At 67.5% G+C, this 23,314-nt stretch carries 36 protein-coding genes and 1 tRNA gene; 31 read left to right on the plus strand and 6 right to left on the minus strand.

All coding sequences use genetic code 11. From position 1 onward, the window contains the following. Window positions 1-6 precede the first annotated feature (6 nt). The 4 genes from FXF68_RS30935 to FXF68_RS30950 all read right to left on the minus strand — a co-directional run bounded on the left by FXF68_RS30935 (window position 7) and on the right by FXF68_RS30950 (window position 2,174). Window positions 7-408 (minus strand): hypothetical protein, encoded by a 402-nt coding sequence (locus FXF68_RS30935; protein ID WP_187438178.1) that lies wholly within the window; start codon window positions 406-408, stop codon window positions 7-9. Window positions 409-597: 189 nt separating this feature from the next. Further along, a complete protein-coding gene (locus FXF68_RS30940) occupies window positions 598-834 on the minus strand; it encodes a hypothetical protein (RefSeq protein ID WP_148765433.1) in 237 nt (78 codons plus the stop codon). A gap of 162 nt (window positions 835-996) precedes the next feature. Continuing rightward, window positions 997-1,581, minus strand: a complete 585-nt coding sequence (locus FXF68_RS30945) for a hypothetical protein (protein ID WP_148765435.1) — start codon at window positions 1,579-1,581, stop codon at window positions 997-999. Between the two features lie 191 nt (window positions 1,582-1,772). Continuing rightward, window positions 1,773-2,174, minus strand: a complete 402-nt coding sequence (locus FXF68_RS30950; RefSeq protein ID WP_148765437.1) for a hypothetical protein — start codon at window positions 2,172-2,174, stop codon at window positions 1,773-1,775. Window positions 2,175-2,722: 548 nt separating this feature from the next. Here FXF68_RS30950 and FXF68_RS30960 point away from each other — a divergent pair. The 3 genes from FXF68_RS30960 (at window position 2,723) to FXF68_RS30970 (ending at window position 4,126) form a co-directional block, all read left to right on the plus strand. After that, window positions 2,723-2,962, plus strand: a complete 240-nt coding sequence (locus FXF68_RS30960; protein WP_148765441.1) for a hypothetical protein — start codon at window positions 2,723-2,725, stop codon at window positions 2,960-2,962. A gap of 122 nt (window positions 2,963-3,084) precedes the next feature. Then, a complete protein-coding gene (locus tag FXF68_RS30965) occupies window positions 3,085-3,576 on the plus strand; it encodes a hypothetical protein (protein ID WP_148765443.1) in 492 nt (163 codons plus the stop codon). A 175-nt stretch (window positions 3,577-3,751) separates the two neighbouring features. Next, on the plus strand, window positions 3,752-4,126 hold the full coding sequence (locus tag FXF68_RS30970) for a hypothetical protein (protein ID WP_148765445.1): 375 nt from the start codon (window positions 3,752-3,754) through the stop codon (window positions 4,124-4,126). A 5-nt stretch (window positions 4,127-4,131) separates the two neighbouring features. On the opposite strand, the gene FXF68_RS30975 is transcribed toward FXF68_RS30970, so the two are convergent. Continuing rightward, entirely contained in the window at window positions 4,132-4,575 is a 444-nt protein-coding gene (locus FXF68_RS30975; protein ID WP_148765447.1) for an NUDIX domain-containing protein, read from the minus strand. Further along, window positions 4,557-5,315, minus strand: a complete 759-nt coding sequence (locus FXF68_RS30980; RefSeq protein ID WP_148765449.1) for a GntR family transcriptional regulator — start codon at window positions 5,313-5,315, stop codon at window positions 4,557-4,559. The genes FXF68_RS30975 and FXF68_RS30980 overlap by 19 nt, the downstream gene beginning before the upstream one ends. Window positions 5,316-5,448: 133 nt before the next feature. On the opposite strand from FXF68_RS30980, the gene FXF68_RS30985 reads away from it, so the two are divergent. The 28 genes from FXF68_RS30985 to FXF68_RS31105 all read left to right on the plus strand — a co-directional run bounded on the left by FXF68_RS30985 (window position 5,449) and on the right by FXF68_RS31105 (window position 23,259). Further along, the gene (locus tag FXF68_RS30985; protein ID WP_148765451.1) at window positions 5,449-5,760 is read left to right on the plus strand and encodes a helix-turn-helix domain-containing protein; all 312 of its coding nucleotides are present in this window, start codon (window positions 5,449-5,451) and stop codon (window positions 5,758-5,760) included. Further along, the gene (locus FXF68_RS30990; RefSeq protein WP_148765453.1) at window positions 5,757-5,954 is read left to right on the plus strand and encodes a hypothetical protein; all 198 of its coding nucleotides are present in this window, start codon (window positions 5,757-5,759) and stop codon (window positions 5,952-5,954) included. Before FXF68_RS30985 ends, FXF68_RS30990 begins: the two co-directional genes overlap by 4 nt. 23 nt (window positions 5,955-5,977) lie before the next feature. Further along, window positions 5,978-6,523 carry a P-loop NTPase family protein gene (locus FXF68_RS30995; protein WP_148765455.1) on the plus strand — a complete coding sequence of 182 codons (546 nt, stop codon included), beginning with the start codon at window positions 5,978-5,980 and terminating at the stop codon, window positions 6,521-6,523. Further along, the gene (locus FXF68_RS42650; protein ID WP_187438179.1) at window positions 6,523-6,678 is read left to right on the plus strand and encodes a hypothetical protein; all 156 of its coding nucleotides are present in this window, start codon (window positions 6,523-6,525) and stop codon (window positions 6,676-6,678) included. The genes FXF68_RS30995 and FXF68_RS42650 overlap by 1 nt, the downstream gene beginning before the upstream one ends. Continuing rightward, entirely contained in the window at window positions 6,675-7,073 is a 399-nt protein-coding gene (locus tag FXF68_RS31000; RefSeq protein ID WP_148765457.1) for a hypothetical protein, read from the plus strand. The genes FXF68_RS42650 and FXF68_RS31000 overlap by 4 nt, the downstream gene beginning before the upstream one ends. Window positions 7,074-7,165: 92 nt before the next feature. Then, on the plus strand, window positions 7,166-7,702 hold the full coding sequence (locus FXF68_RS42655) for a hypothetical protein (protein WP_187438180.1): 537 nt from the start codon (window positions 7,166-7,168) through the stop codon (window positions 7,700-7,702). Continuing rightward, on the plus strand, window positions 7,699-7,953 hold the full coding sequence (locus tag FXF68_RS31010) for a hypothetical protein (protein ID WP_148765461.1): 255 nt from the start codon (window positions 7,699-7,701) through the stop codon (window positions 7,951-7,953). The genes FXF68_RS42655 and FXF68_RS31010 overlap by 4 nt, the downstream gene beginning before the upstream one ends. After that, the gene (locus FXF68_RS31015) at window positions 7,950-8,132 is read left to right on the plus strand and encodes a hypothetical protein (protein ID WP_148765463.1); all 183 of its coding nucleotides are present in this window, start codon (window positions 7,950-7,952) and stop codon (window positions 8,130-8,132) included. The genes FXF68_RS31010 and FXF68_RS31015 overlap by 4 nt, the downstream gene beginning before the upstream one ends. After that, window positions 8,129-8,380 carry a hypothetical protein gene (locus FXF68_RS31020; RefSeq protein WP_148765466.1) on the plus strand — a complete coding sequence of 84 codons (252 nt, stop codon included), beginning with the start codon at window positions 8,129-8,131 and terminating at the stop codon, window positions 8,378-8,380. The genes FXF68_RS31015 and FXF68_RS31020 overlap by 4 nt, the downstream gene beginning before the upstream one ends. A 2-nt stretch (window positions 8,381-8,382) precedes the next feature. Further along, window positions 8,383-8,649 carry a hypothetical protein gene (locus FXF68_RS31025; RefSeq protein WP_148765468.1) on the plus strand — a complete coding sequence of 89 codons (267 nt, stop codon included), beginning with the start codon at window positions 8,383-8,385 and terminating at the stop codon, window positions 8,647-8,649. 103 nt (window positions 8,650-8,752) lie between these two features. Continuing rightward, window positions 8,753-9,223, plus strand: coding sequence for a WhiB family transcriptional regulator (locus FXF68_RS31030; RefSeq protein ID WP_246179046.1), 471 nt, complete (start codon window positions 8,753-8,755; stop codon window positions 9,221-9,223). Then, complete coding sequence (locus FXF68_RS31035) at window positions 9,220-10,569, plus strand: hypothetical protein (protein ID WP_148765470.1); 1,350 nt, start codon at window positions 9,220-9,222, stop codon at window positions 10,567-10,569. Before FXF68_RS31030 ends, FXF68_RS31035 begins: the two co-directional genes overlap by 4 nt. 189 nt (window positions 10,570-10,758) lie before the next feature. Continuing rightward, window positions 10,759-11,022, plus strand: a complete 264-nt coding sequence (locus FXF68_RS31040; protein WP_148765472.1) for a hypothetical protein — start codon at window positions 10,759-10,761, stop codon at window positions 11,020-11,022. Beyond that, window positions 11,006-11,482, plus strand: a complete 477-nt coding sequence (locus FXF68_RS31045) for a hypothetical protein (RefSeq protein ID WP_148765474.1) — start codon at window positions 11,006-11,008, stop codon at window positions 11,480-11,482. Before FXF68_RS31040 ends, FXF68_RS31045 begins: the two co-directional genes overlap by 17 nt. A gap of 19 nt (window positions 11,483-11,501) precedes the next feature. Continuing rightward, window positions 11,502-11,954, plus strand: a complete 453-nt coding sequence (locus FXF68_RS31050; protein ID WP_148765476.1) for a hypothetical protein — start codon at window positions 11,502-11,504, stop codon at window positions 11,952-11,954. After that, window positions 11,954-13,081 (plus strand): hypothetical protein, encoded by a 1,128-nt coding sequence (locus tag FXF68_RS31055; protein ID WP_187438181.1) that lies wholly within the window; start codon window positions 11,954-11,956, stop codon window positions 13,079-13,081. The genes FXF68_RS31050 and FXF68_RS31055 overlap by 1 nt, the downstream gene beginning before the upstream one ends. Before the next feature lie 104 nt (window positions 13,082-13,185). Continuing rightward, window positions 13,186-15,267 carry an ATP-binding protein gene (locus FXF68_RS31060; protein ID WP_148765480.1) on the plus strand — a complete coding sequence of 694 codons (2,082 nt, stop codon included), beginning with the start codon at window positions 13,186-13,188 and terminating at the stop codon, window positions 15,265-15,267. A gap of 16 nt (window positions 15,268-15,283) precedes the next feature. Further along, window positions 15,284-15,559, plus strand: coding sequence for a hypothetical protein (locus tag FXF68_RS31065; protein WP_148765482.1), 276 nt, complete (start codon window positions 15,284-15,286; stop codon window positions 15,557-15,559). A 17-nt stretch (window positions 15,560-15,576) separates the two neighbouring features. Continuing rightward, window positions 15,577-15,750 carry a hypothetical protein gene (locus FXF68_RS42660; RefSeq protein WP_187438182.1) on the plus strand — a complete coding sequence of 58 codons (174 nt, stop codon included), beginning with the start codon at window positions 15,577-15,579 and terminating at the stop codon, window positions 15,748-15,750. Window positions 15,751-15,844: 94 nt separating this feature from the next. Beyond that, entirely contained in the window at window positions 15,845-16,234 is a 390-nt protein-coding gene (locus FXF68_RS42665; RefSeq protein ID WP_187438183.1) for a hypothetical protein, read from the plus strand. Beyond that, window positions 16,231-16,659 (plus strand): DUF3307 domain-containing protein, encoded by a 429-nt coding sequence (locus tag FXF68_RS31070; RefSeq protein WP_187438184.1) that lies wholly within the window; start codon window positions 16,231-16,233, stop codon window positions 16,657-16,659. The genes FXF68_RS42665 and FXF68_RS31070 overlap by 4 nt, the downstream gene beginning before the upstream one ends. An 80-nt stretch (window positions 16,660-16,739) precedes the next feature. After that, a complete protein-coding gene (locus FXF68_RS31075; protein WP_148765486.1) occupies window positions 16,740-17,153 on the plus strand; it encodes a hypothetical protein in 414 nt (137 codons plus the stop codon). 62 nt (window positions 17,154-17,215) lie between these two features. After that, window positions 17,216-18,097 carry a hypothetical protein gene (locus tag FXF68_RS31080; protein ID WP_148765488.1) on the plus strand — a complete coding sequence of 294 codons (882 nt, stop codon included), beginning with the start codon at window positions 17,216-17,218 and terminating at the stop codon, window positions 18,095-18,097. 72 nt (window positions 18,098-18,169) lie between these two features. Then, complete coding sequence (locus FXF68_RS31085) at window positions 18,170-19,222, plus strand: tyrosine-type recombinase/integrase (RefSeq protein ID WP_246179047.1); 1,053 nt, start codon at window positions 18,170-18,172, stop codon at window positions 19,220-19,222. Between the two features lie 4 nt (window positions 19,223-19,226). Further along, window positions 19,227-20,678 carry a GIY-YIG nuclease family protein gene (locus FXF68_RS31090; RefSeq protein ID WP_148765490.1) on the plus strand — a complete coding sequence of 484 codons (1,452 nt, stop codon included), beginning with the start codon at window positions 19,227-19,229 and terminating at the stop codon, window positions 20,676-20,678. A 51-nt stretch (window positions 20,679-20,729) separates the two neighbouring features. Then, a complete protein-coding gene (locus FXF68_RS31095) occupies window positions 20,730-21,005 on the plus strand; it encodes a hypothetical protein (protein WP_148765492.1) in 276 nt (91 codons plus the stop codon). Between the two features lie 156 nt (window positions 21,006-21,161). Further along, window positions 21,162-21,225: transfer RNA gene (locus FXF68_RS31100), tRNA-OTHER, on the plus strand. 429 nt (window positions 21,226-21,654) lie between these two features. After that, window positions 21,655-23,259 carry a TROVE domain-containing protein gene (locus tag FXF68_RS31105; RefSeq protein WP_148765494.1) on the plus strand — a complete coding sequence of 535 codons (1,605 nt, stop codon included), beginning with the start codon at window positions 21,655-21,657 and terminating at the stop codon, window positions 23,257-23,259. The last annotated feature ends 55 nt before the right edge of the window (window positions 23,260-23,314 follow it).

Below are 23,314 nucleotides of genomic sequence, written 5' to 3' on the forward strand. Positions count from 1 at the left end.
GGCGCTCTACTCCTGCCCGCGCCACACCTGCCGTCCCTTCTCCAACTCGTCCTCAGTCAGCGGGCCAGCCTTTTCATCTGCGGCTTCCAGGAAGTCACCGACTCGCTGCCGGGCCAACCAGTCACGCAGCAATCGCTCGACCAAGCTGCCCAAGGGTTCGTCACCCGACTGTTCCTCAGCCTCAGCGGCGAGATCATCGTCAACCAGCACTGTCCGCATTGAGACAGCATCCCCGCCCGGTCGAACTTCACCTTCGGCCGGCTCACTCCTCGTCCAGTGCAGAACCAGATTTTGCAGCGCCGCCTCGGTCGGCGTGGGTCCTTCCCGAGCCCACTGGATCAGCGCCTCGTAAGCCGATGCTGAAGGAGCAGCGGCGGCTGCAGCGACGAGCCGCGCGAGAGCCTCCATCTTTCCGCTCCCGGGAGGCCCCAGACGAACAAGATCATCAGACTCGGCTTGTTCACTTAGCAGTGGGTCGTCCGCAGCCATCGCGGACTCTCTCGACTGTGACGGCTTGCTCATAGCACCTCCTCCCTGTCTCGCATCTCGCGCTAAGGCTACGGGCCGGATCGCCTGTCGCGTACGAGGTATCGGCCGTCAATTCCTGCGCTGGCTAGTCCTGGCTAGCCTGCCGCAACCGGCCCCAGCCGTGAACCGATCACCACACACGGGCACGAACCAGGCATGGCCTCGGATGACGAGATCATCACCAGCGCTCAACTGAAACGCGACCTCCTCAAACAAGCCCGTCGCCTTGGACAACACATCAAGCACATCCGCGAAGGCGAACATCGGCAGCTTGATGCACTCGTCGACCAACTCGCAGAACTGCACAGCGACGATGATGCGTGTCTCAAAGCCCGCCGACGCTGGAGAGATCTACCGGAACGGCCTTGGGGCGCCCAGTACGCGCCATGGTGGGAACGCCTCTGGTGGTGGATCAGACACAAGCTCCCATCACAGCGCTAGCGGTGCAGCCTAGCTGCCACCAGCGGCTCAGTCCTCAGTGTCGAGGATGACCCGAACCCGCCGTTCCCAGTGCGCCGGCCCCTCCATAGTCTCCCCGCCAGGTCGTCCACACCCGCAACTCCAGACCTCCCCATGGTCGACCCCCTCGACCGGCGGCCAGAACTTGAACAGGATCTCCTTGATGCTCGGCTCACCGCCAGTTCGTAGCGCACTCGTCCAAGGTTCGATCACGAACTGCAACGGCTCTCCCGCAGGCACGATGCTCGGGAGGGACAACGGAGTCAAGGACTCCCCGGCCCGCCCGTAGGCCCGGACTCTGTACGACCTGCGCACCCTGATCGTTCCGTAGAGAGCGCCCATGCCCAGTTGCCAAGCACCCCCGACCACCGCCTCGATCTCGGGTGGCAACTCGGGAGCGAGTTCCTCGTGGCGGCGCTGCTTCTCGTCGGTGCGCCGGTCAGACTCGATCTCACGGAGCCGACGCGCCTCATCCGCCGAGTCCCTCGAAGCTGCCGCCGACCGTCGCGAGTAGACAATCGCCCACACCGACACACCGAACCCAGCAGCAGCGACCACCAGAGCCGCCAACGCGATCAAATCCGACGTGTCCATGCCGCCCCTCTGCGTCAACGGATCGGGGCGACAACTGCCGCCCCAAGGCCCCCGCCGCCGGATGCTAGCCACAAAGCAACCCCACCCACAGCGAACCCGCCGATCACGTACAAACGGAGCCGTCCGTCAACTAGCCAGGCGCCACCGTGGAGCGATCACCGTCGCCGGGCACCCCACTCCGACCGACGAATTCACCCAGCCGACCGATGCTGCTTCTGCCTGACATCGTTGAGAGCGAGCCAGAGACGCTCGGCAGAGTCTTCAAAATCCGTGTCTTGGCGCACGACCCTCATGATGGCGATCATGGTCTCCCGCTCAGCCACGCTCATGTCTGGCGTGACCCAAATATGACGTTCCCACGCCGCGAGGTCTCGTAGATCGACCGAAGCCGGGATCTCGACGTGCTCGTGCACAGCAGGTGCGATCTCCACCGAGAACGAATCCTCCGGGACCTCAAGGTCAAGAGCGATGAAGTCTCGTGCCGTCTCCTCAGCCTCAGACAGGTCATCGACCTGGGTGACACCCAGACCTTCGATGTGCAGCTCATACCCATGGTCCCACCGCTTGGGTCGGACTGTGTAAGTCGTCGTCACTGCAACCATCCCTCCGGAAGGCAGGCCATGCGGTCGATGGTGCCCCTCACCACGCCCGCCGAGACCACTCGATGCCTCGGGACGTTGGCCGAGTGCTCACCGCACGGGCAGATCCACTTGGTATGCCTTCCCCTGTCCGATTTGATCTCGCAGTCGTGCCGCTGGAGCGCCCGGTTCAGGTCCCATAACCTCATCGCCTTCGGCATGAGGCTAAAGCTAGGCGAACCGAGTGGGCAAGCACTGCTGAACTGGGCAAGTGCAACCGGCCGTGACCGTACACGGTCGGGCCGCTAGGGCATCCATGCCCGTGTGTCGCCCTGCGTGCAGCCGACTGGCGAACGGCGGTCATCCTGCTAAAATGACAAGCAGTGACCAGCCAAAGTCCTCCCACACGGGAGGCGGCCTCTCCGGAGGTGGCAGCGGTTATCCATAGCCACTGCAGCGTGGCCCCCTTGGGGAAGGGACGCCACGCGCAGATTGGACTCCCTCCGCCGCTGTGGCGTCAGACTGCGGGATGAGCAGGCTGAAGGTTCGAGGGGCTCACCCCGGTGCCCGACAATGACTGGCGCAGCACACGCGCCCGACTCGCCGCCCTGAAGCGGTACTACCCGAACGACCTTGAACTCGTAGCTGACCTTCGGCGCGATCTGAAGCTGAAGCACGCCCGCTCCTACATCGCACGGCTGCACTCGGAACAGCCAACGCTGGATGCAGAGGACCTTCAGGAACTCGCGGATCTCCTGCTCTCCCCTCCCTTCAAGGGAGGTGAACATGCCACCGCCGGATAGAAGCAACGGCCCCCAGGACAAGCCTGAGAGCCGTAAGCGCTTCGGTCGCCTCCACAGCAACCAGCACCGCCAGAATAGCCCAAGAAGCGTCTCGGGTCCGTCATCGACGCTCGGTTCCGGCGGTGGTCGTGCACCGTTGTGACCTCGACGCCGAAGACTGCCTGACGGACCACATCTGCGCCAACCTGGACGGCGCGCGCAGGACCGCGGAAGGCAAACGACAGTGGTCCGCGCGCTGTCCGGTCTGCGCTCGCCCAGACGAGAACAAGCGGACGCTGAGCCTCACGGCTGGCGGATCGCAGCGCATCATCTGGATGTGCCATCGAGGCTGCGCTCCCGCCGACGTGAAGCGCGCGATGACCGCTCGCGGCATCTCTCTGCGCTGCGTCTCCTGGATCCCTGGCGCGCGGGCGGCTGAGAGCCCAGCGGAGCGATCGGCCCGCGAGGAACTCGAAGAACTTAAGGGCTGGCTTGAAGGGTTGATCGCCGGGACCACCGCAGGTGGCGAACTTCGACTGGCGATCGGGATGCGCATCTGGGAGTCCGACGCGAAGACCGCCGCGACCAAGCTCGGGATCTCCCGCCGAACCTACTACCGCAGGAGACCACAATGATCTTGTGCCAGAAATGGCACACCTCAAGCCTGGCGGCTGCGCCAAAAGTGGCACTGAACCGCGATCTTGTGCCAAAAATGGCACGGCGAAACCTCGGGCTGACCTGCACTACTTGACGACCGAGCGACCGAGGAGTACACCACATGTCGTCAGACCACCCCATAGGTTGGCTCTCATGCGCGACCTAGGGGCAGACCCCCCGTTCGAGACGACCGGTGACGGCTTCAGCCTCGCGGCGGGCTCCAAGATGGTCACGCCAGCCGAGTTCCCCACCCCGTCGCCGCTGGAACTGGTGATGCCGGTGGTCGCGGAGGCGCTTCGGCTCGCGGCGGCCGACGACGGTTCGCTTCTCGACTTCAACGTCCGCGTGTTCTACGACGCGCACGTCACGCGGGCGATGGAACGCGAGCCCGATGATCCGCCGCTGCGGTACGACGCGTTCACGTTCATGACGCTGATGGACGCGTTCCACTGGCTGGAAGCGAAGGGGTACCTCGCGCACCGCGGGAACGGCGACAGCTACGACTACTGGCTAGCGTCGCCGACGTAGGCGCCCTAGATGAGCGCGCTTCCGTCGTGGGCGCGGATGAAAGGGCCGTCCTCACGCAGTGCGTCGGACACCCTGACAGCTCTTGCCTCCGGCATGATCGCCTCCGCCTCCGAGGGAAGAAGCCATGCCACCGATGATGCTTCATCCGTGGGCCGCGGCTCCCCGCCGATCGGGCGGCAGAGGATCGCCAGGGAGACGACACCAAGCTTCATGTTCTTGTAGACACCGGTCAGCCGTTCAGGCTCGACCTTGACTCCGGTCTCCTCAAGGACCTCGCGCACGACACCGTCCTGGGGCGTTTCCCCGAGTTCCAGCACTCCCCCAGGGGGGACCCACCGGCCATCGTCGCTTCGCTTGATGGCCAGGATGCGACCGTCTTCGCGGCGAACAATGCCCGTCACGCTGACCGAATGCAGCGGTAGCTCAGAGGTCACTCTTCGGCCGTCCATTCGTACGCCAGCTTCCACATCTGACTGGGGAAAACGTTGATCACTACTTCGAGGGGTTGGGCTGCCCGGTCGAGGGCGAACCGGGTCACTTCCAGCACGTACTGGGCGCTGCTCAAGCGAAGGAATTCGGCCTCTTCGTCCGTCGGGCGCCGCGACTCAATCTCTTCCATGAAGCGCACGACACGGTGGCCGCGCTCGGCCAGCCGCTCATAGAACCCTGAAGGTCCAGTGTCAGGGAAGGCCGTGTCGACGCTGCCTGCGACTGACATTGGGGTGTACGAGGCAGCCCACTGCACCGGGCGGTCGTCTGCGAACATGTGCCTCTTCCGGATCAGCGTCTTCTCGCCGGCAGGAAGCTCAAGTCGTTTCGCCACGTCCGCCGGGGGCTCGATCTCCTCCGCTTGGACGAGTTCGGTGCGAGGAACGAGACCGGCCTTCTGGAGTCCCTCGGCGAAGCTGCTCCCTGACCCACGCCCGCGCGGCGGCACGCGGCGGACACGCTTCACCGTAGGCGGGACCTCGATGACGAAGGACCCAACGCCCTTCTCGATGCGGATCAGTCCCTCTCCTTCCAGGACCTGCATCGCTCGGCTGATCGAAGTCTGGTTGAGCCCGTACTTGCGCGCGAGTTCAGGCTGACTCGGCAGGGCTGCTCCGGGGCCGTACGACCCACGAAAGATCGCTTCTCGGAGATCATCGGCGACCTGCCGGTAGCGCGATCTTGGCCGCTGCACGGGCACGAACTCCCCCTTAGTCAGGTGGCTATGACATGGACCCTAGCGCGCCAACGGCACAAATCGCTGTTTTCGCAGGTCATGCGCCAAGAAACACGTTGCCGTTGTGTACCTATGACATATGTGTTAAGTTCCTCGCATGGAGACCGCACCGAGCATCCCGACCGCTGAGCCCGTGGAGCCCATGTCCGCCGAACCGGCGTTCATGGATGTCCCGGACGTGGTCGTGATCCTCGGCCGGTCGAAGGAGTACCTCTACGCCGGACTCCGCGAGGGCCGATTCCCTGGCGTGAAGTTCGGCCGCACGTGGGGCATCCCCCGAGCCTTCATCCGCAGCTTCATCGCCGACGTGGTGGAACTCGGCCTCACGACAAGCTTCGAGGACTACGCCGCCAAGTGGATCGCCCAGGCCCGAGAGGGAGTGGCCACGGTGACCGAGGTGGCGGCATGAGCGCCGAGCGACCCACCTACAACGTCCGGCTCATCCCGTGGGAGCACGGCTACGAGGTGCACGTCGACTGTGTGGGCGTCACCCAGGCCAGCGACCGGAACGACATCGAGGAGATGGCCCGCGACTTCGTCGCCACCGAGTTCGACGTGCCAGCCGATTCCTTCGACCTTGCCATCTCGGACGGCGCGGCATGAACCCCTACCGGAAGGACCACCGCATGTTCGGTCGGAGAAGCGACCGCACCACCGACCACGACCTCAACGCCCACGACGTGTTCTACGGCCCCGTCGGGTCCGGGAAAACCAGCCTCGCCCGCACCTACATGGAAGAGGACGACCTCGAACGCGACGGCGTGGAGACCTGGGTGATCGACCCGTTCCTCGCCATGGCCGAGTGCCGCCACAAGGTCGACCGGTACGTCCGCGAATTCGGCGAAATCGACGAGACCCTGGCATTCCTGCTCGCGGAGACGTACTCCCGCGCGGAGTTGATCGCCGGTCTCGGGATCAAGGGGTTCGCGGTCGGCGACCAGCGCCACGACCTGCCGCTGATCTCGGTGACCATCGCGGACGCCGACGCGGTCCTGCGTGACCTCCGGCGTGGCCGCGCGGTCGAGCAGGTGATGCGGATGTCGCGCCGCGCCGGGATCAAGTTCCGGCTCGTGGTCCTGGACCTGTCGCTTCTGTCGTTCGGCAGCTCGGAAGTGATCCGGTCCTCGGCCGTCAACGGCAACGTGCTCGCTTGCGAGAAGGCGTCCGCCTGATGAGCGCCAACGACACGGCCGAGCAGCCCGCCGCGGAGGCGACCGACGAGCGCAGTCCCTTTGAGAAGTGGGTGGAGCGTGTCGGGGCGTACTGGGGCCAGTCCCTGGTCGACGCCTTCCGAACGGTCTTCCCACCGCGAGAGGACAACCGATGACATCCGCCACCAACACCACCGTTGCTGACATCGCGGCCTGCCAGTTCCCCGACGGCACCGTCGTGACCGTCACCGCGACCGCGAACTGGTTCGCCTTCCACGAGGCGCACCGTGGCGGGTACGAGGCGTCGTTCCAACTGATCGATGGAACGTCCGTCCCCGCGCGCCTCACCGCCCGCGAGTACCGGGTCCTCGGCGCCGACATGGGGCCGACCATCAAGGACTGCCGCCCGCAGCGCCTCACGGTCACCGGCCGGGTGGCATGGGTGGATGACGCGCCCACCGTCGTGGTGACCGACGTGGAGCGGCTCGCCTCGGAGCCGTGCGAATCGCTGGAGACCCTGCGGCTGCAGGGACTTCGCTCTGCCGCGACCCTCCGGGACCGCGCGTCGTGAACTCCTCCGTCGCCCTGCCGGGCCCTGTGCCAGCCCCGTGCGGCGGGGCGGCGGAGGTCTACCCCGAAAGGAGCGCAGCCCATGTGGCACGAGTGCCCGACGTGCGGTTCGTCGTTCGACGAGGCCGCGGACGCGCAGACCTGCTGCCCGTCCTGAACAGCAGTGAGCCCCGCCCGGTGATGCAACACCGGGACGGGGCCGACGAGACCGCCACCAACCCCACGCAAATGAAGAAGGAGAACTGGCCTCATGGCCGAGGATACCAAGAACGGCAACGGCAGACCGACCGCGCCGACCTCCAGCATGTGGGGGAAGAAGGGCCGCGGGTACCCGGAGCTGGCAAGGGGCGGGAAGAAATGACCGCCCTCGACCCGGGAGTCCGTGAGTTGCTCGCGGCCATCCGAGACATGCTCGCCCTGCCGTACCCCTCGGACGCGGACCCGGCCGACCGGGTCAAGCGGAATGACCTGTTGGACATGCGCCGGAGCCTGGTCGTCGGCACGCTGAACGCGCTGGTCGACAGGGACGCCGACAGTCACATGGTCGAGGCGGCTGCGCAGACCCTCCGCGAGGACCTGGACCAGCGGCCCCCCACCTACGTCACCGAGGACGGGGAGGCGGACCGATGACCGTCCCCGGACCGGCCGTAGATCTCCGCGCGGTCGAGCAGGACATCGCCGCAGTCCTCCTCGCGTACGGTCTCGGCGGACATAACACCGTCCAGGTCGCCGCCTCCGAGATCGAGCAGGGCGGCCACATCGCCGGGCTCACCGTCAGCGCCCTCGCCTACACCCGCCCGCCGGGCCTGCCCACCGAGGAGCCCGAACGCGACCCGTTCGGCCCCCTCGCCGACCAGCTCACGGCGGAGGCGACGTCATGATCCCCAGCGTCTCCACCCTGGTCGAGCGGAACATGACCGGCTCCCGACTCTTGTCGACCCGGCCGAAGCCGCTGTGCCCGGACCACCGCTGCGAGCTGGAGGGCGGTCACGTCCAGTACCGGTGCCCGCGCGGGCACCGTGTGCAGGCCGCGGACCTGAACCGGGAGGTGACCCGGTGAACATCCTCCGCCGCCTCATCCACGCCCTCACCGGCCGCCACCCCTGGCAGATCCAGCCCGCCGACCGCGACATCACCGGGCGGGTCCTCGGACCGTGGCGGTACTGCCCGATCTGCGGCACCACCGTCGTGCTGCTGAACGAGCCGCCCGCCGACCACCCCGAGTCGATGACCGCCGAACTCCCGCCCGAGCAGGAGGAGTGGCTCGCCGCGGTCGACCGGGAGCTGTGGGCGAAGGAGGCGGTCTAGCCATGGAAGCTTTCCTGCTGCCCGCGGGCACCAGCCCGACCGACAAGCAGATCGTCGTGAACGGGCGCTTTCTCGACAACCTCGGCCCGGTCGGCGACGGCCACCACGCCGAGACCGGCGACTGGTACCTCTTCCTCGGCGCCGACAACTACTGGAAAAGCGCCCAGGTCGTGCAGGTCCGCGACCACGGCCACCAGGTCCGCTTCATGGGCGCCCGCCAGTGGATGCCAGTGCGCGGCATGACCGCACTGCGGGAGCCGCCGCGATGAGCCGGCAGACACAGAAGCCGAAGCCGCTTCCCCGCAAGCCAGATCCGACTACCGATCGCCGGACCCCGTCCGGTCGTCCCCTCCCCTACTAGGAGACCTAGTCATGACCGCCCGCCAGCTCCGCCGCGTGACCCCGGTCGCCTCCGGACCGCCGATGACGCCGACCTACCCGGCGCCCGCACAGCGGCCGGTCAACCCATGCCGCCGCGACCCGGACCTGTTCTTCTCCGACGACCCCGACGACATCGAAGCCGCCAAGAACATCTGCGGCGGATGCCCCTCCAGGTTGGCGTGCCTCACCTACGCCAACGACCACGAGCTCTACCACGGCGTGTGGGGCGGGCTCACCGGCGACGAGCGGCTCCACCAGATCAGCGGCGGGTCGAAGCAGTGCCACGGCTGCCAGATGGTGCGGCCCCTTGGCCTGTTCCACCGGAACGCCAGGGACGGCTACAGCAGCCAGTGCAAGACGTGCGAGAAGCGGAGAGACGCCGAGCGCAACGCGCTCCGCAAGCCGCAGCTCGACGCCTACAAGCGTGCAGCGCGCCAGAGGAAGCGGGAGGCCGCGGCATGAACATCCCCACCCCCGCCGAGATCTCCGCCGCGGCGACCGGCGCGTGGCCGTACCTGGTGTCGGGCGGCATCGTCCTCGCCGGTGCGCTCGGCTGGACCGCGTACCTGGCGCGCCGGCCCGAGCGCACCGGCGAGAAGATGACCTTGGAAAACAAGCTCACCTTCCTCGTCGCGATCATCATCGCCGGGGTCTGCGCCCAGGGCATGGGCCGGTTCTTCCTCGACAAGCTCGGGTTCCCGCTCACCCTCGTCATCGTTGTCGGTGGGGTCCTGGAACTGACCGCGTTCACCTGCGCGTTGCGGGCCCGCCGCAACGTCCGCGAGTCCGCCGACCACCGCGCCGGCGTCGACGGCGTCGCTGTGTGGGTCGTGACTGCCCTGTCCGGGGCGTTCTCCGCGATGGACGCCGATGGCCCCGAGGTCGCGGTGTTCCGGCTCATCATGCCGCTGCTGGCGGCGTGGCTGTGGGAACGGGGCATGTCGATCGAGCGCCGCAAGGCCCGCGGCGGCTCCAACATCCACCTGCGCCTCACCCCAGAGCGGGTGCTGGTGTGGCTCCGGATCGCAGAGCCGTCCGGGCGGACCGCGTCCGAGGTCGACGCCCACCGGCGCCTCACCCGGGTTGCAAAGGCCGCGGCGAAGGTCCGGGCGCTCCGCCGCGACGGCGCGCGGGACTGGCGCATCGAGGTCGCGCAGCACCGCCTCGACCGCGCTGTCCGGTCCGCCGTCGCGCACGCCGGACTCGCCGCGGACCCGGCGCGGCAGCAGGCGCTGATCGCTCAACTCGGCTCGATGTTCAACGCGGACGCGCTCGCGGACCTGTCCCCTGCCGCACCGTGGGAGGGGTTCACGTCGCTGGTTCAACGGACCGGGTTCACGGTTCAAGGCCACCAGTTCACGCCGGTCAGGTTCACGGCGCCGACGCGGGTTGTTCACGCGGAGGTTCAAGAGCCCGTCCACTCGGAGGTCCAAGCCCAGGTTCACGCCGACGTTCAGAACCACGGCGAGGAGGTCCACGAGCAGCGTCGTGAACTTGAACCGGGCTCCGGTCCTGAACCCGACCCGACCGCGTCCACTGAACCCGATGAAACCCAGGTTCATGAACCGCGCCCTACACAGACCACGAAGGTTCAGCGGCCCACGTTGAACCTTGGTGACCGCGCTGCGAAGAAGGCGCGCGAGGTTCAGGCCGTCGTGGACCTGATCCACGACCGCGGCTACGACGCCGTGACCCTGACCGTGGTTCAAAACGAGCTCGGGTTCAAGAAAGGCACCGCCTACAACCGGCTGACCGAGGCCCGTGAACTGGTGAACCAAGCCGTGAACCAGAAGGCGGTGAACCAGTGAGAGTCGAGACGATTCCGTCGAAGACCGGGCTGAAGACCGCTGCGGCATGGTCCCTGTGTGGCGTCGCCGTGAGCTTCTTCGCGGTGGTCACCCTGACGATCCCCGCCGAAGTGTGCGTGGCAGCTGCCTTAGCTGTTGCTGCGGCCACCGCCTTGTACATGGCGGGCTGGGTGGCGAGGGGGCGCACCGATGGCCGGTAAGCGCCGCGCAGACGGCAAGCCCACCCGCCGCGTCAACCGGGTCCACCGCCGCATGGAGCGCCTCAACCAGGCGCTCGCCGCGACCACCGACCCGCGAGAGCGGGTGGTGATCGCCGCCGACCACTACCGATCCGCGCTCGCCGCTCACCACGACCAGGCGAGCGCCGAGCGAGTCGTGACGTTCCTCGTGGAGGCCGGGAACCGGCTCTTCATCCAGTCGATCGGAGCCGACAAGTATGTCGACGCAGAGTGACACCGGGCGGGGGACCGCACAGTCCGCACAGTGCGGCCCGCACAGTGGAGACGAGCCGGTTGCCGGGGCCCAACGCGCAGGGCGCGCGGGCGCGCGCGAGAGTACCGCCGAAACCGCACAGTCACAACCCGACAGTGCGGAACCCGCGAAAGTCACGGCGAGTGACTACGCCGCCGAGGTCGGGTCGTGGATCAGGACCACCTTCACCCCGCCCGACTTCTGGTCGACCGACCGTCCCGCCCTGGAAAAGGTGTGGGCCTACGCCACCCGCGGCGAGTGGACCACCGAAGGCGGCGTGTTCCGCGCCGCCGGTCAGGTGTACGCCCTTGGCGTCGCGCTCCCGATCATCTTTGTCGCCCGGGCCGTGGACTTCGTCGTGGAGCGGCCCTCACGTCTCGCCGCCACCGCGGTCCTGCTGTGGCTGCTGTCCCGAGTTCCGCCGCTGGCGTGGCTCATCTGAAACCGAAAGGAGAGACCCGATGGGATGGGTCGTGCTACTGCCCACCGCCGCCGTGTGGTGGGTCATCAACCGGAAGGTCAGCCCCAAGCGCCCTGGCCTGGCGACCATGGTTTCGATCGCCACGATGGCCCTGGCATGGATCGCCGGGTGTGGGCTCGCGTACACGTTCGCTGGACGGTGGATCGCCACGATCGTGTCTTCCTGGGCTGGCGGCGGTCTCGCGAGGATCACCGGGGAGCCGGGCATCCGCGCTGGGTTCGTGATCGCGGTGACGTTGCTGGCGGTGCTGATCGCCGTCGTCGACATCGCGCAGGACAGGCGCGCGGACGGCGGCGCTCAGTTCTCAGCGTTCTTCATGCCGACGCTGCTGGCGTTGGTTGTGGGCGGAACGCTCGGTGAGACCGGCGGCGGTGCCGTCCAGTCCGTCACTAGCCAGGTCGCGATGCTCGTCAGTCAGATCGGCGGCGCGTGATGGACCCGTTCTTCGCGCTGATCATCGCGCTGTACATCGCGGGGAAGTTCACCAAGAACGTCGCCCAGGATGTGGCGTGGAAGGCGCGCGGGGAGGACCCGCCTTCGTACCGGCGCGAGCAGGAGCGGTGGAAGCGCAAGCAGGCCAAACGCGCCAAGGGCGACGGGCCGGGCCGACGCCTGCTGTTGAACGCCTGGGCGGACGCCTGCGCCGCGGGGGACGAGCGCCGGGCGCGGCTCGCGCAACGTGCTGCGGAACGCCGCCGCGCCCAGTGGGCTGAGGCCGACGCCGACGCTGTGGAGGCCGAGGCGCGGGAGATCAACGACCGCGTCGCCAGCCCGGCGACCGAACCGGTCTTCACGTGCGGTGGCTGCCAGCGCGAGATCGGGCAGTCCGAGGTCGCCGGGTACGCGCTGTCCGGTGACCCGCTCTGCCGGACCTGCCGTACCGCCCCCGCCGAGCCCACCGCAGACAAGGCCGCGGATGATGCGGAGACCTCCAAGGACACTCGGCGGCGCTGCCACGCCTGCGGATTCCTGAAAGACCCGGCCGACCTCCGCAACGCCGCCTGCTTCAGCTGTCCCGGCGACGAAGGCGCCAACGTCAACGCCTGCACCGACTGTCTCCAAGCCACCCGCGACCAGCAGGAGACCGCGGATCGGGCCTTCGAGAGCGACACGCACGTCGTCCGTGCCCGGGCCTCCACACAGCCCGCACCCGAGACCGAGGTCCCCTCGGCTCCAGACCACCCCGACGGCGCCACCGGCACTGTCACCAGTCTCGCCGAGTGGCGCAGCAAGGGTGCCACTCCACCACTCACCAGGGAGGACATCGTGTCCGAGTCCGGAGAAACCACCAACCTCGCCGCCGCCCTTCAATACGCGCAGAGCATGGCCCAGCAGTGCGCCGCGGGTGCGGTGTCATGCGAGACGAGCCGCGCGACCCTCACCGGGGGCGGGGTTTCGGGTGAAGCGATCACCCGTCTGCACCACGCAGAGGAGTCGCTGCAGAGGGCGCAGGCCGACTTCCTCGGCATGCACTCCGCGCTGATGCGTCAGGTCAACGTCAAGGACGCCTACCAGGCCGCGCCCGAAGCTGGCGACAAGAGCTTCCAAATGCAGGAGTAGCGCGGGATTGACGTCGAGTCCGGGCGCCCGTCTCGTACGGGCGCCTCACCCGACGCCACATCCCCGGAGACCCCGCACCCAAGACTCAGCCGAGGAGCAAGGCGATGTTCGTCAAGGTGGACCCGCCCAAGCGCGAGACTCCCGACACCGTCCCCCAGGTCGACGATGTCGTCGACGACGCGGAGGACGGTGCCGACCAGGAGCACGGGGACTGGGCGCCCGAGAGCGTCGGCGCCCGCCTCCAACGCAGCCTCCACGCCACCGCGTGGCGCTGCCGCCGCCCTCTCCTACCTCACCTCATCGCCGGAGGCGTAGCAGGCGGAGGTTTCGCCTCACAGGCCATCACAGCCGCCGGCGCGGTCAGCGCCCCCGGTATGGCCACCATCCTCGCCGGGCTCGCGTTCCCATCCGCCTTCGCAGCGGTGAAAGCCACCAAGCGGCATCGTCGCCGCCTCGGCCACCGCGTCCTGCTCGGCGGCCTGTTCGCCGCGGGCTGGCTCACCCTCGCCCCGTACGGCATCGGCGCCGGCGACCTCGCCGTGCTCGGCACCGTCGAGGTCGCGCTCGCCGCGCGGTGGTGGCAGCACGTCCGCCTCGGCTACCCCGCCCCCCAGGAACCGAACGTGGAGGAACCCGAAGTGGAACCGGTCAATAGAGCCACCCAGATCATCAGCGACTGGGCTGCGTACATCGGCGGACAAGGCTGTGCGCTGCCCGGGTCCGCGCTCACGCTGCCGATGCCGACCGAGCACGGCTACGCCTTCACAGCGCAGCTCGCCCGCGGTAAGCAATCCCTGCGGAGCGTCGTCGCCGCGCTCCCGATGATCTCCACCGGGCTGGAGGAACCGCTAGAGCACCTCATCGCCGAGTCCGCGCCACCCGACCCTGTGACCGGCAAGTCCTTTCCGTCGCGCTGCCGATTTCAGGTGGTCACACGATCGCCGGTCACCGGCAACGTGGACTTCGACGGGCCCCGCCGTGACGGCGGGCTGATCGGACTTGGCCCGTGGGCGGACGGATCTGGTGAGGCACAGACCCGGCTGTACACCGAAGGGTCGATGTGGTCCACCGTCATCATCGGTGAAACGGGCAGCGGTAAGTCCCGCGTCGCGGAGAACAAGGTCATCTCCGCGCTGTCTGGCGGTGACACCGTCTACTGGTATCTCGACCCGCAGGGCGGCGCCTCATCCCCGGCCCTGGCCAAGCACGCCGACTGGTTCGGCACCCTGCGAGACGCCGGAGACATGGCGAACGCAGCCGTCGCAATCTTGGACGCCCGCGGCGAGGAGAACTCGATCGAGGGATGGACCGGGTTCACCCCCTCACCGGATCGCCCCGGCCTGCTGATCGTGGTGGAGGAATGCCACGACCCGTTCGATCAGCCAACGTGGACGCCGCTGTGGACCCGGATAGCCCGGGAAGGCCGCAAGGTTGGGGTCGCTCTGCTCTGCCTGTCGCAGTACCCCGGGGTGAAGACGTTCGGGAGCGAGGAAGCCCTCCGTATGAACGTGATGGCGGGGAACACCATCGTCCTGCACACCACGTCCAACTCCGCAGGGCAGCTCATGCCGGGCTTGGACGTCGACCCGCAGACTCTCCCGAACATCCCGGGTTACTGCTACGTGCAAGGCAGCCCCCAGACCGGTACCCGTACCGCCCCGTTCCGGAACCGCAACACCACGCCAGAAGGCCGGAAGGATCTCGCGGAGCAGTGGCTTGCGCGGCAGCCTCAGCCGCGGCTGGACACTCTCGCGGTCACCGCGACGCTCGCTGCTGGGACGGCGTACCGGGACCGGCACACCTCCACCTCGTCGGGCCGTGCAGCGTCAGCCACGCGGGTGGAGGCGCTGCGGTCCGGGGCCCTGCCCGAGGACCTGCGCGCCCCGCAGCCAACGCCCGCGCGGGCGTCCGTGGGGGAGATGGGCAAACTCATCGAGTTCCCGCGCGCGCTCGTCCCTGCAGACCTGGAGTCCACGGCACCGCTCGCCCCGCGCGGCCCCCTGTCCGAGCTCACCGGGTCCCGTCTCGCGGTCGTCCAGGCCGTCGCCGCCGGCGCCACCCGCCCCAAAGAGATCGAGGCCGCGACCGGACTCAAGCACCGCCAGTGCGCGGACCTCCTCAAGGAACTCGTCGCCTCCGGACATCTGACCCAACCCCGGTACGGCCGCTACCAGGCCGCCGCCTGACTAGGAAGGACCCCTCATGCCCTCTCCCACCGCCAGCCCTGGCTCCTGGGACGCCGTCGACCGCGGCATCCTCCGCGCCGCCCAGGTCTCAGCCACATGCCGTCAGATCGCCGACGCGACTGGACTGACCGCTGACCTGGTGAAGAACCAGATCGAGGTCCACGTCCGGAACGGGTTGCTCGCACAGATCGTGAACGGCGGTGTCCGCTACCAACTCACCGTCGCGGGCTACAAGCGGCTGTTCGACCTCACCGACACCAACACCCGGCCCGGCCACCGAGCCGCGGCCTGAACCAGAAGGAGAACGTCTTGTCCCGTGACCGCCTGCTCGCCGACCTGGGAACCGCCGTCCGCCTACGCGACGACGCCCGCGCCCGCGCCCTGTTCCAGCAGTTGGAGCGCGAGCACCCGAACACTGCGGCGGAACTTCTCGCCCGGCTCGCGCTGCCTGCTGACCAGGTCGCGGCGATCACCGCCGCCTGACCGCGCCTGGTACTGCGTCCTGGCGCTCGACCACTGGGTGGTCGAGCGCCTCACGGACCACCAGACCTAGATCACCGAGACGAAAGCCAACCCGATGACCGACATCTCCACCTACACCCGCAGCACCGCCCCGCCATGGGCTGAGACCGTCGTCCACGCCATCCGGGCAGACGACCCGGGCAAGGCCCGCAAACTGTGGATGGACGCCGCCGCGAAGGCCGGCGCAGACCACGCCATCTACGCCGTAGCCGAACCCGGCCCCGGTCAGATCACGGTGGGAGAGGCGCCGCTCGTGTTCGGGAACCCGCTCCGTCATGGGTTCGCCTGGCGGTGCGGCGAATGCCTGGACACCTTCCGCCGCGGCGGCCCCGACCCGCACGCCGGCGTCAACTACACGACGCTGCATGCCGCGTCGAACGCCGCACGCAAACACTCGGCCGAGGGCCACACCGGGAGCGTGCCAGTACACGAGGTGACTCGGTGACCCTCGGACGCCTCGGCGGCGTGTACGCGGCTCTCCACGCAGGCCACATGGTGGGCGACTACTGGGCTCAAACGGCAAGGGCTGCGGAGGTGAAGGGTAAGCCTGGCCGTGACGGGCGACGTGCCTGCGCCACCCACGTAGCCACGCTCACTGCCACGCAGGCCGCGTTCCTCGCCGGCGCCAGCCTCGCCACCGGGGAGCAGCTCAACGTCCGCCGTGCCGTGCTCGGCCTCGCGGTGAACGCCGTGTCCCACTACGCCATCGACCGCCGCGACAACGGCGTCATGCCCGTCCTCTGCCGCGCCCTCCGCCGGTTCGGCAAGGACGACTACATGCGCACCGCCACCGGCGCGGCGCACCTTGACCAGGCTTGGCACATCGCATGGTGCGCCATCACCGCAGCCATCATCGCCGGAAAGGACTGACCCGGTGGACGGCGCATGACTGGCTGTTACACCGTACTCACCGAAGCACGCGCCGCCAGAAAACCGGCCGAGGAGGAACCATGGTCGTACTCGTATGGATCACGATTGCCGTCCTGGTGGTGGCGTTCCTCGTCCTCGTCGCGTTCACGGTCTGGGCATCGCAGCAGCTCTCCCGCCAGGCCGCCCAGGCAGAAGCGAAAGCTACCCGCCGCCTACACCCGGAAGCCGGCACTCAGACCCCCGGGTCTGGCGCGCCCCAAGGTGAGCAGCAGAACGGCCAATCCCAACCCGAGCACGAGGTCCCTGCGCAACTCCGCAAGGAGATCGACCACGCCCTCCACCTCGCAGAGATCGAGCACAACGCCCGCCAGTTCGCGATCATCTGGCGTTCCTACCGGCGCCTGGCCGCGATGTTCCCGGACGCAATGGATGACATCGTCAAGGACGAGATCGCACGGGCCGAGGAGCGTGACCGTGGCACCGACGAAACTTAGGGATTGGGAATTCACGGCAGCACTTTTCCTGCATCTGACCTGCGAAAATGAGAGAATAGAGCATGAGCGATCGCTTCACGCAGAACCAACTCAGCGAGAGGACGATCTACTCGATTGCGCCACCTGAGAACCGTCTCATCGCTCATAACGACCGCGTCTACCGGGTGGTGTCCGTGAGCCCGCCCGGCAACGAAGACGGTCAGGGCCTCTGGCATTGGACGCTCCGCCCCGAGCACCGCACCGGCCCAGACGAGCACTTCGAGGGCGACGAGCAGCGCTCCTGGCGAGTCCTGCCCGCCCACCACGCCGTCTGCGCGGAATGCGGTGAACCTGTGCCCTGCCGACGGCTCCGCGAGCAGTGGGCCGCGGTCCACGCTTCACGCCGCGCCAGAGACCTCATGTCCATTCCCGAGGGCGCTTGCTGGTCCTGCCGGGAGATGACCACCAACCGGCAGAGCGTCATCCTGTTCCCAGGGGAAAATCTGTTCCTGCCTGCGGGGCCGCCCGTCACGTTCCACACAGGCCGCCAAGCATGCCGACACTCCGCGATGGAGTACCAGGAGAAGTGGATCGCCGCCGACGTCACCCGCAAGCCATTGATCGACTGGGTCGATCCCTTCTCGGGGCACCCCAATCCGACGCAGCGGCGCCTCCTGGCGATGGCAGCCGCAGGCGAACTCCACTGTCACGGCACCCTCGTCTACCACGCCGGACCTGACACCGACCTATCCGCGATCTTGCGAGGGGAGGCGCGAGACACCGCCGAGTACCAGTGGTACCCGTCCAACCTGACCGCAGTTCAAGTGCGCTACTTGGATCCGCTGATCGCCTCGGGCCTCATCGTTAAACCTGTCCGGGGAGACCGCGGAGGGAGAGAAGGTGTCTACCGCCTCTCAGATGAGGGCTGGCGTACGCATCGCCAGTACCCGCCGAAGTCCAGCTAGGACGGCGGCAGGTATGGGCTCACAGAATGCGGATTCCGGGAACTTGACGATAGAAATCGAGGTCGCCGAATCGTGACCGAACTTGTCCCCCACGGCACCGAAGGTCTTCCGGTGGCCCGCCTACTCACGATCACCGGGCCTCCGAAGGGAACCGCCGACCCCTACGTGGCTTACAAAGACTCGCTCGACAGTCCCGAGTCCAAGACCACCATGACGAGGTGCCTCGACCGGATCGCATTAATGATTCTTGAGGCGGAGATCGGCGGGCCGCTCCCCCGAGACCACCCACCGGTGACCGGCGCAGGGCGTTCCTGGTGGCTCCTGCGATATGAGCACACCTCACGTATCCGCGCCCTACTGGTAGCAAGGGGCTGGTCACCCAGCAACGTCAATAAGCACCTGTCGGCGCTTCGCCGGGTCCTTGAAGAGTGCAAGTTCCTCGGCCTGATGACAGCAGACGAGTACGACGCGGCTGCCCGAATCAAGAACGTAGAGGCTAAGCGGGAGAAAGCTGGCCGGAGTCTCGACTCGGACGAACTGTTCTCGATGCTGCGCGTGTGCGCGAACGTTGATGGAGCGTCAGGGGTTCGCGATGCCGCTCTGATCTCTGTCCTTTGGTGCACGGGCGCGCGACGCGAAGAGGTCGCGAACATCCTGCTTGAGCGCTACGACGCTGGCGCCCGGGCGCTCCGCATCATCGGCAAGGGCAACAAAGAACGCACCGTGTACATCCATCCGCAGGTACTCCCCCACCTCAACGCCTGGCTGGCGTTGCTCGGGGCGCGCCGCGGTCCGATGTTCCGCCCGGTCGACCGGTGGGGCCATGTGCGTTCGGACTCAATGTCCAAGCGCGCGATCGGAATGGTGGTCGCCCGAGTTCGCGCCCGCGCAGGGCTACCGCCACTGTCCACCCACGACTTCCGCCACACCTTCATCGGTGACCTACTCGACAAGGGCGTGGACCTGGCTACGGTGCAGGCGCTCGTCGGGCACGCCTCTCCTGTCACTACCGCGTCCTACGATCGGCGACCAGAGCGCGTCAAACGCGAAGCCGTGGACAGCCTGGACTTCCCTGGGCCGCAGGCTGCTACCCCGCCCCTGGCGGATGACGACACCGAGGAGTGACCGCGTGGCAAACGAGGCGACTGGAACCGTCTACGCGCTCGTCGACCCGCGGACCAACGCCGTCCGCTACATCGGGGCCACCACCAGGCCGCTGAAAACCCGCTTGCAAGGGCATCTGAAGAGCCGCGTCCCGCGGGTGAAGGCATGGGTCGATGAACTCTCCGCATCGGATGTTATACCTCGAATCGAGGCCATCACCGAAGGAGTCGCCGCACGCGATCTCCAGGAGGCTGAACGAGCTGAGATCACTCGGCGCCTGATCGCGGGCGAAAAGCTCCTGAACGAGTCCGCCACCGCCACCGCCAGGAAGCACATCGAGCATCAGCGTCAGCTCGCTCGGCAGGAGCGCCACCGCGCGGCTTGGGAGCACGCCGCGCACCAAGTCCGCAACGCCGTGGGCGGGCCTCTCCCCCCAGGCGATATCACGCCGATCCCACTCAACGAGGCGGCTCGGACGGCCTACGGCTCCATGCTGCAGATCATGAACGCTCCAGATGAGGCGTTCGATTCTTCATGCGGCGACCGCAAGCTCAGCAGGAGCACCCACCTGATGCTGATGCGCGAAACCGCAGGCGAAGAACTCTGGCGATCCACTCAGGCAAGGTGGGGACGTCTACGGTCCGCGGCCGATAAGAGCTTTGACACGGTGCTCGCTGGGCGTGTGCACTCTGTATTCGCCAACCGCTGGACCGACCTGAACGTGGCTCCCCGCTATCTCGCGCTGGTGCCGTGGGGAATGGTGGCGGTCGGTCCGTGGGCAGCGCTTGCTGAACGCGCTGGCATGGATGCGTCGGGGCAGGACTTTATCGACTGGGTTTCCGATGATCCTTCAGTGCGCGAAGCGCTCACCGTTCTCCTGCTCCGGTCCGATGGTCGCATGGGGCCGCTCTCGGTGCTGGACGACTACGACCGCGTCATGCGGCCATCGACCGGTTTGGTCGCGCTGACCGCGGCTCACCACCCTGGCTTCGAAATGCCCGATGTCCTGGGCGCAGAGGTTAGGGGGTTTATCGAGGTGTTGCAGCGAGGCGACCTGCTAACCCCTGGGATCGTCGAGCTTCTCCTGAAGCTGGCCCCCGAAGCCCTCGACAACATCCTCGGCCCCGACCTCGCTGCCTCCATCGACAGTCAACTGGGGCTTCCGGCCGGTACCTCATGTGACGTGCTGACGGCTCTGCTGAAGAGGAGGAGTGCTTGGCAGCTTCGCGACCTCGACCGCGTCGTTGCGCGGGCGCAGGGGGCGTTCCCAACCATTACCACCCCAGATTTCACGCGGTGGACAGGCTCGACCGCTCCGATGTTTCAGGCGATCGTGGCGGCGCTGGTCGCCTCTGAACACCTCCCAGCGCCGATCGGAACAGCACCCGACGATCTTGTAGATCGGGTTCGCGCTCTTTGGCGCGGCGGTCTGGAGCCCGATGATTACCCATTTATACCGGCGTCTAGGTTCGTCTAGCCCCCGACCCCTGCTGACCTGCAGCTGGTTGCCTAGTGGCATGATCGTTCCGTGGCTGACTACACGTTCCCCGACGACCTGCTCCAACTCCAGCGCGACTTCGACCGGGCTGAGCGGCGCTGCCAGGAGATCTCAGCGTCGATCCCCTCCGGTGTCGAGATCGTGGAGGGGAACGTGGACGCCATCGCCGAGCAGCAGGCCGCGTTGAACGAGGCGCGTGCGAAGCGCCTGGAGGTCGTCGTCGCGTTGCAGGGGCATCCGTTCTGGGAGACGGTGGAGAACCGGTTCGACGCGAAGGAAGCACTGCGGAAAGCCGCACGGCAGTAGGCCCCCGCCAATATCAAGATGCGTACTTGCCGGGGATGGGTTACCTTCCGAGCTAGTACCTCCCGGTGCGAAGGCCACGGGTTACTTCTTTCACCCAGAAACCCAACCCGAGGCTGTCTCTGATCTCGGGAGGCACGACAACTTCAGAGCGCGCCCGGTGCGATAGGTGAGGGCTACTTCCTCTGCAAAAGGAGAGACGCGGGTTCGAATCCCGCCGCCAGCTCACGCTGGTGTGGACGAGTGGCCTAAGTCGCTTACGTTTCCTTCGCCGACCTTTGATCTCGGGCGCGTCCTCTGAACACAACTGAATACGCACCTCCCGGTGCGTAGGCGATAACGGGTACTTCGCAGGTTCGATTCCTGTCGCGGGCCGCCGTCAGGCTTCCGCTCGCGACGCCCATGTTGGGGGCATCCCCGTACGCCGACTTGATCTCGGGAGGAGCACATACATCGCGGGTGCCCGGTGCGAAGGCAACGGCTCCTTCCTTGTTAATTCATGGGTCGTGGGTTCAAATCCCACCACCGTCTTCGGGCGGTGTAGCTCAGTTCGGCAGAGCAATGAACGTGTCGACCGTCGCCGACTTCTGATCTCGGGCGCCACCGCGAACAGTGAGGCTCCTCTCCCCCCTGCGAGAGGAGCTTTTCGCATATGGCCAAGTTCAACCAGACCGGCACCCGTCCCGCGGCATTCAGCCCTGTGAAGACCGAGCAGGTCCCGTCCGGACGGACGTACGAGGGTGCACCCGGCTACGCCCGCTCTGACGCCCGCTCGGAACTCTTCCTCCTCGCGGTCGCGAACATGGTCGGCGAGGACAACTTCTACGAGAAGGCCGTCGACCGGGACGCCCGTTTCCGTGACCTCGTCCACCAGGTCGCCGTCGACGACGTCGAGTGGATGTCCGAGTTCCTGCCGTGGCTGCGGAGCGAGGCGAACATGCGCTCGGCGCCCGTCGTCGCGGCGCTGGAGGCCGTCCGGGCGCGGCTGGCCGCGGGCCTGTCCGGTGGTAACCGGCAGCTCGTCGCGAACGTGCTGCAGCGCGCCGACGAGCCTGGCGAGGCGCTCGCCTACTGGACCTCGACCTACGGTCGCGCGGTGCCGAAGCCGGTGAAGCGCGGCATCGCGGACGCTGTGCAGCGGCTCTACAACGAGCGGTCCCTGCTGAAGTACGACACAGCCACCAAGGGATTCCGGTTCGGTGACGTGATCGACCTCGTCCACCCGGCGCCGGCGGCGGACAAGCCGTGGCAGGGTGCCCTGTTCGAGCACGCGCTCGACCGGCGTCACGGCCGCGACAGCGAGCCTGCGCTGCCGATGCTGCTGGCCCGCGAGACGCTCATGGCGGTGCCCGTCGCCGAGCGCCGCGGCGTGCTGCTCGCCGCGGACGGCCCGGAGCGGCTGCGCGCGGCGGGCATCACCTGGGAGGCCCTCGCGGGCTGGCTCCAGGGGCCGATGGACTCCGCGGCGTGGGAGGCGGTCATCCCGTCCATGGGGTACATGGCGCTGCTGCGGAACCTGAGGAACTTCGACGAGGCGGGGGTCTCCGACGAGGTCGCGGAGCGTGTCGCGGCGAGGCTGGCGGATCCGGATGAGGTCGCGCGGTCGCGGCAGTTCCCGTTCCGGTTCTTCTCCGCGTACCTGGCGGCGCCGTCGCTGCGCTGGGGCCACGCCCTCGACAAGGCGCTCACGGCGGCCACGGCGAACGTCCCGGCGTTCCTGGGCCGCACCCTCGTCCTGGTCGACACCTCGGCGTCGATGAGTTCCGTGGGCGTCTCGGAGCGGTCGAAGATGACGTACGCGCAGATGGCCGCCCTGTTCGGCGTCGCCCTCGCCGCTCGCGGCAACGACGTCGACCTCCACGGCTTCGCCACCGGCACCTTCCGTCACGCCGTCCGACGCAGCGCGTCCGTGCTGAAGGAGGTCGATCGGTTCTGTGGGCGGATCGGCGAGGTCGGGCATGGCACGCAGATCGCCGAGTCGGTCCGAGCGACCTACACCGGGCACGACCGGGTGATCATCCTGTCCGACATGCAGACTTTCGGCGGAGGCTGGGCCGGGCCCGTCACCTCTGCGGCCCCGAAGCACGTGCCCATGTACGCCTTTAACCTCGCCGGTTACAAGCACGGCGCGATCCCGTCCGGCTCAGACAACCGCCATGAGCTGGGCGGCATGACCGACGCGACGTTCCGGCTTATCCCGCTCCTGGAGGCTGGGCGGAACGCTGCTTGGCCGTGGGAGGAGCAGGCTGCGGCGTGAGGAGGTGGGGCCTCGGAGACTTTCTCTGGGGCACCGCTCTTGGCCGTTCGACCTG

It is taken from the genome of Actinomadura decatromicini (assembly GCF_008121305.1).
Lineage (GTDB): Bacteria > Actinomycetota > Actinomycetes > Streptosporangiales > Streptosporangiaceae > Spirillospora > Spirillospora syzygii.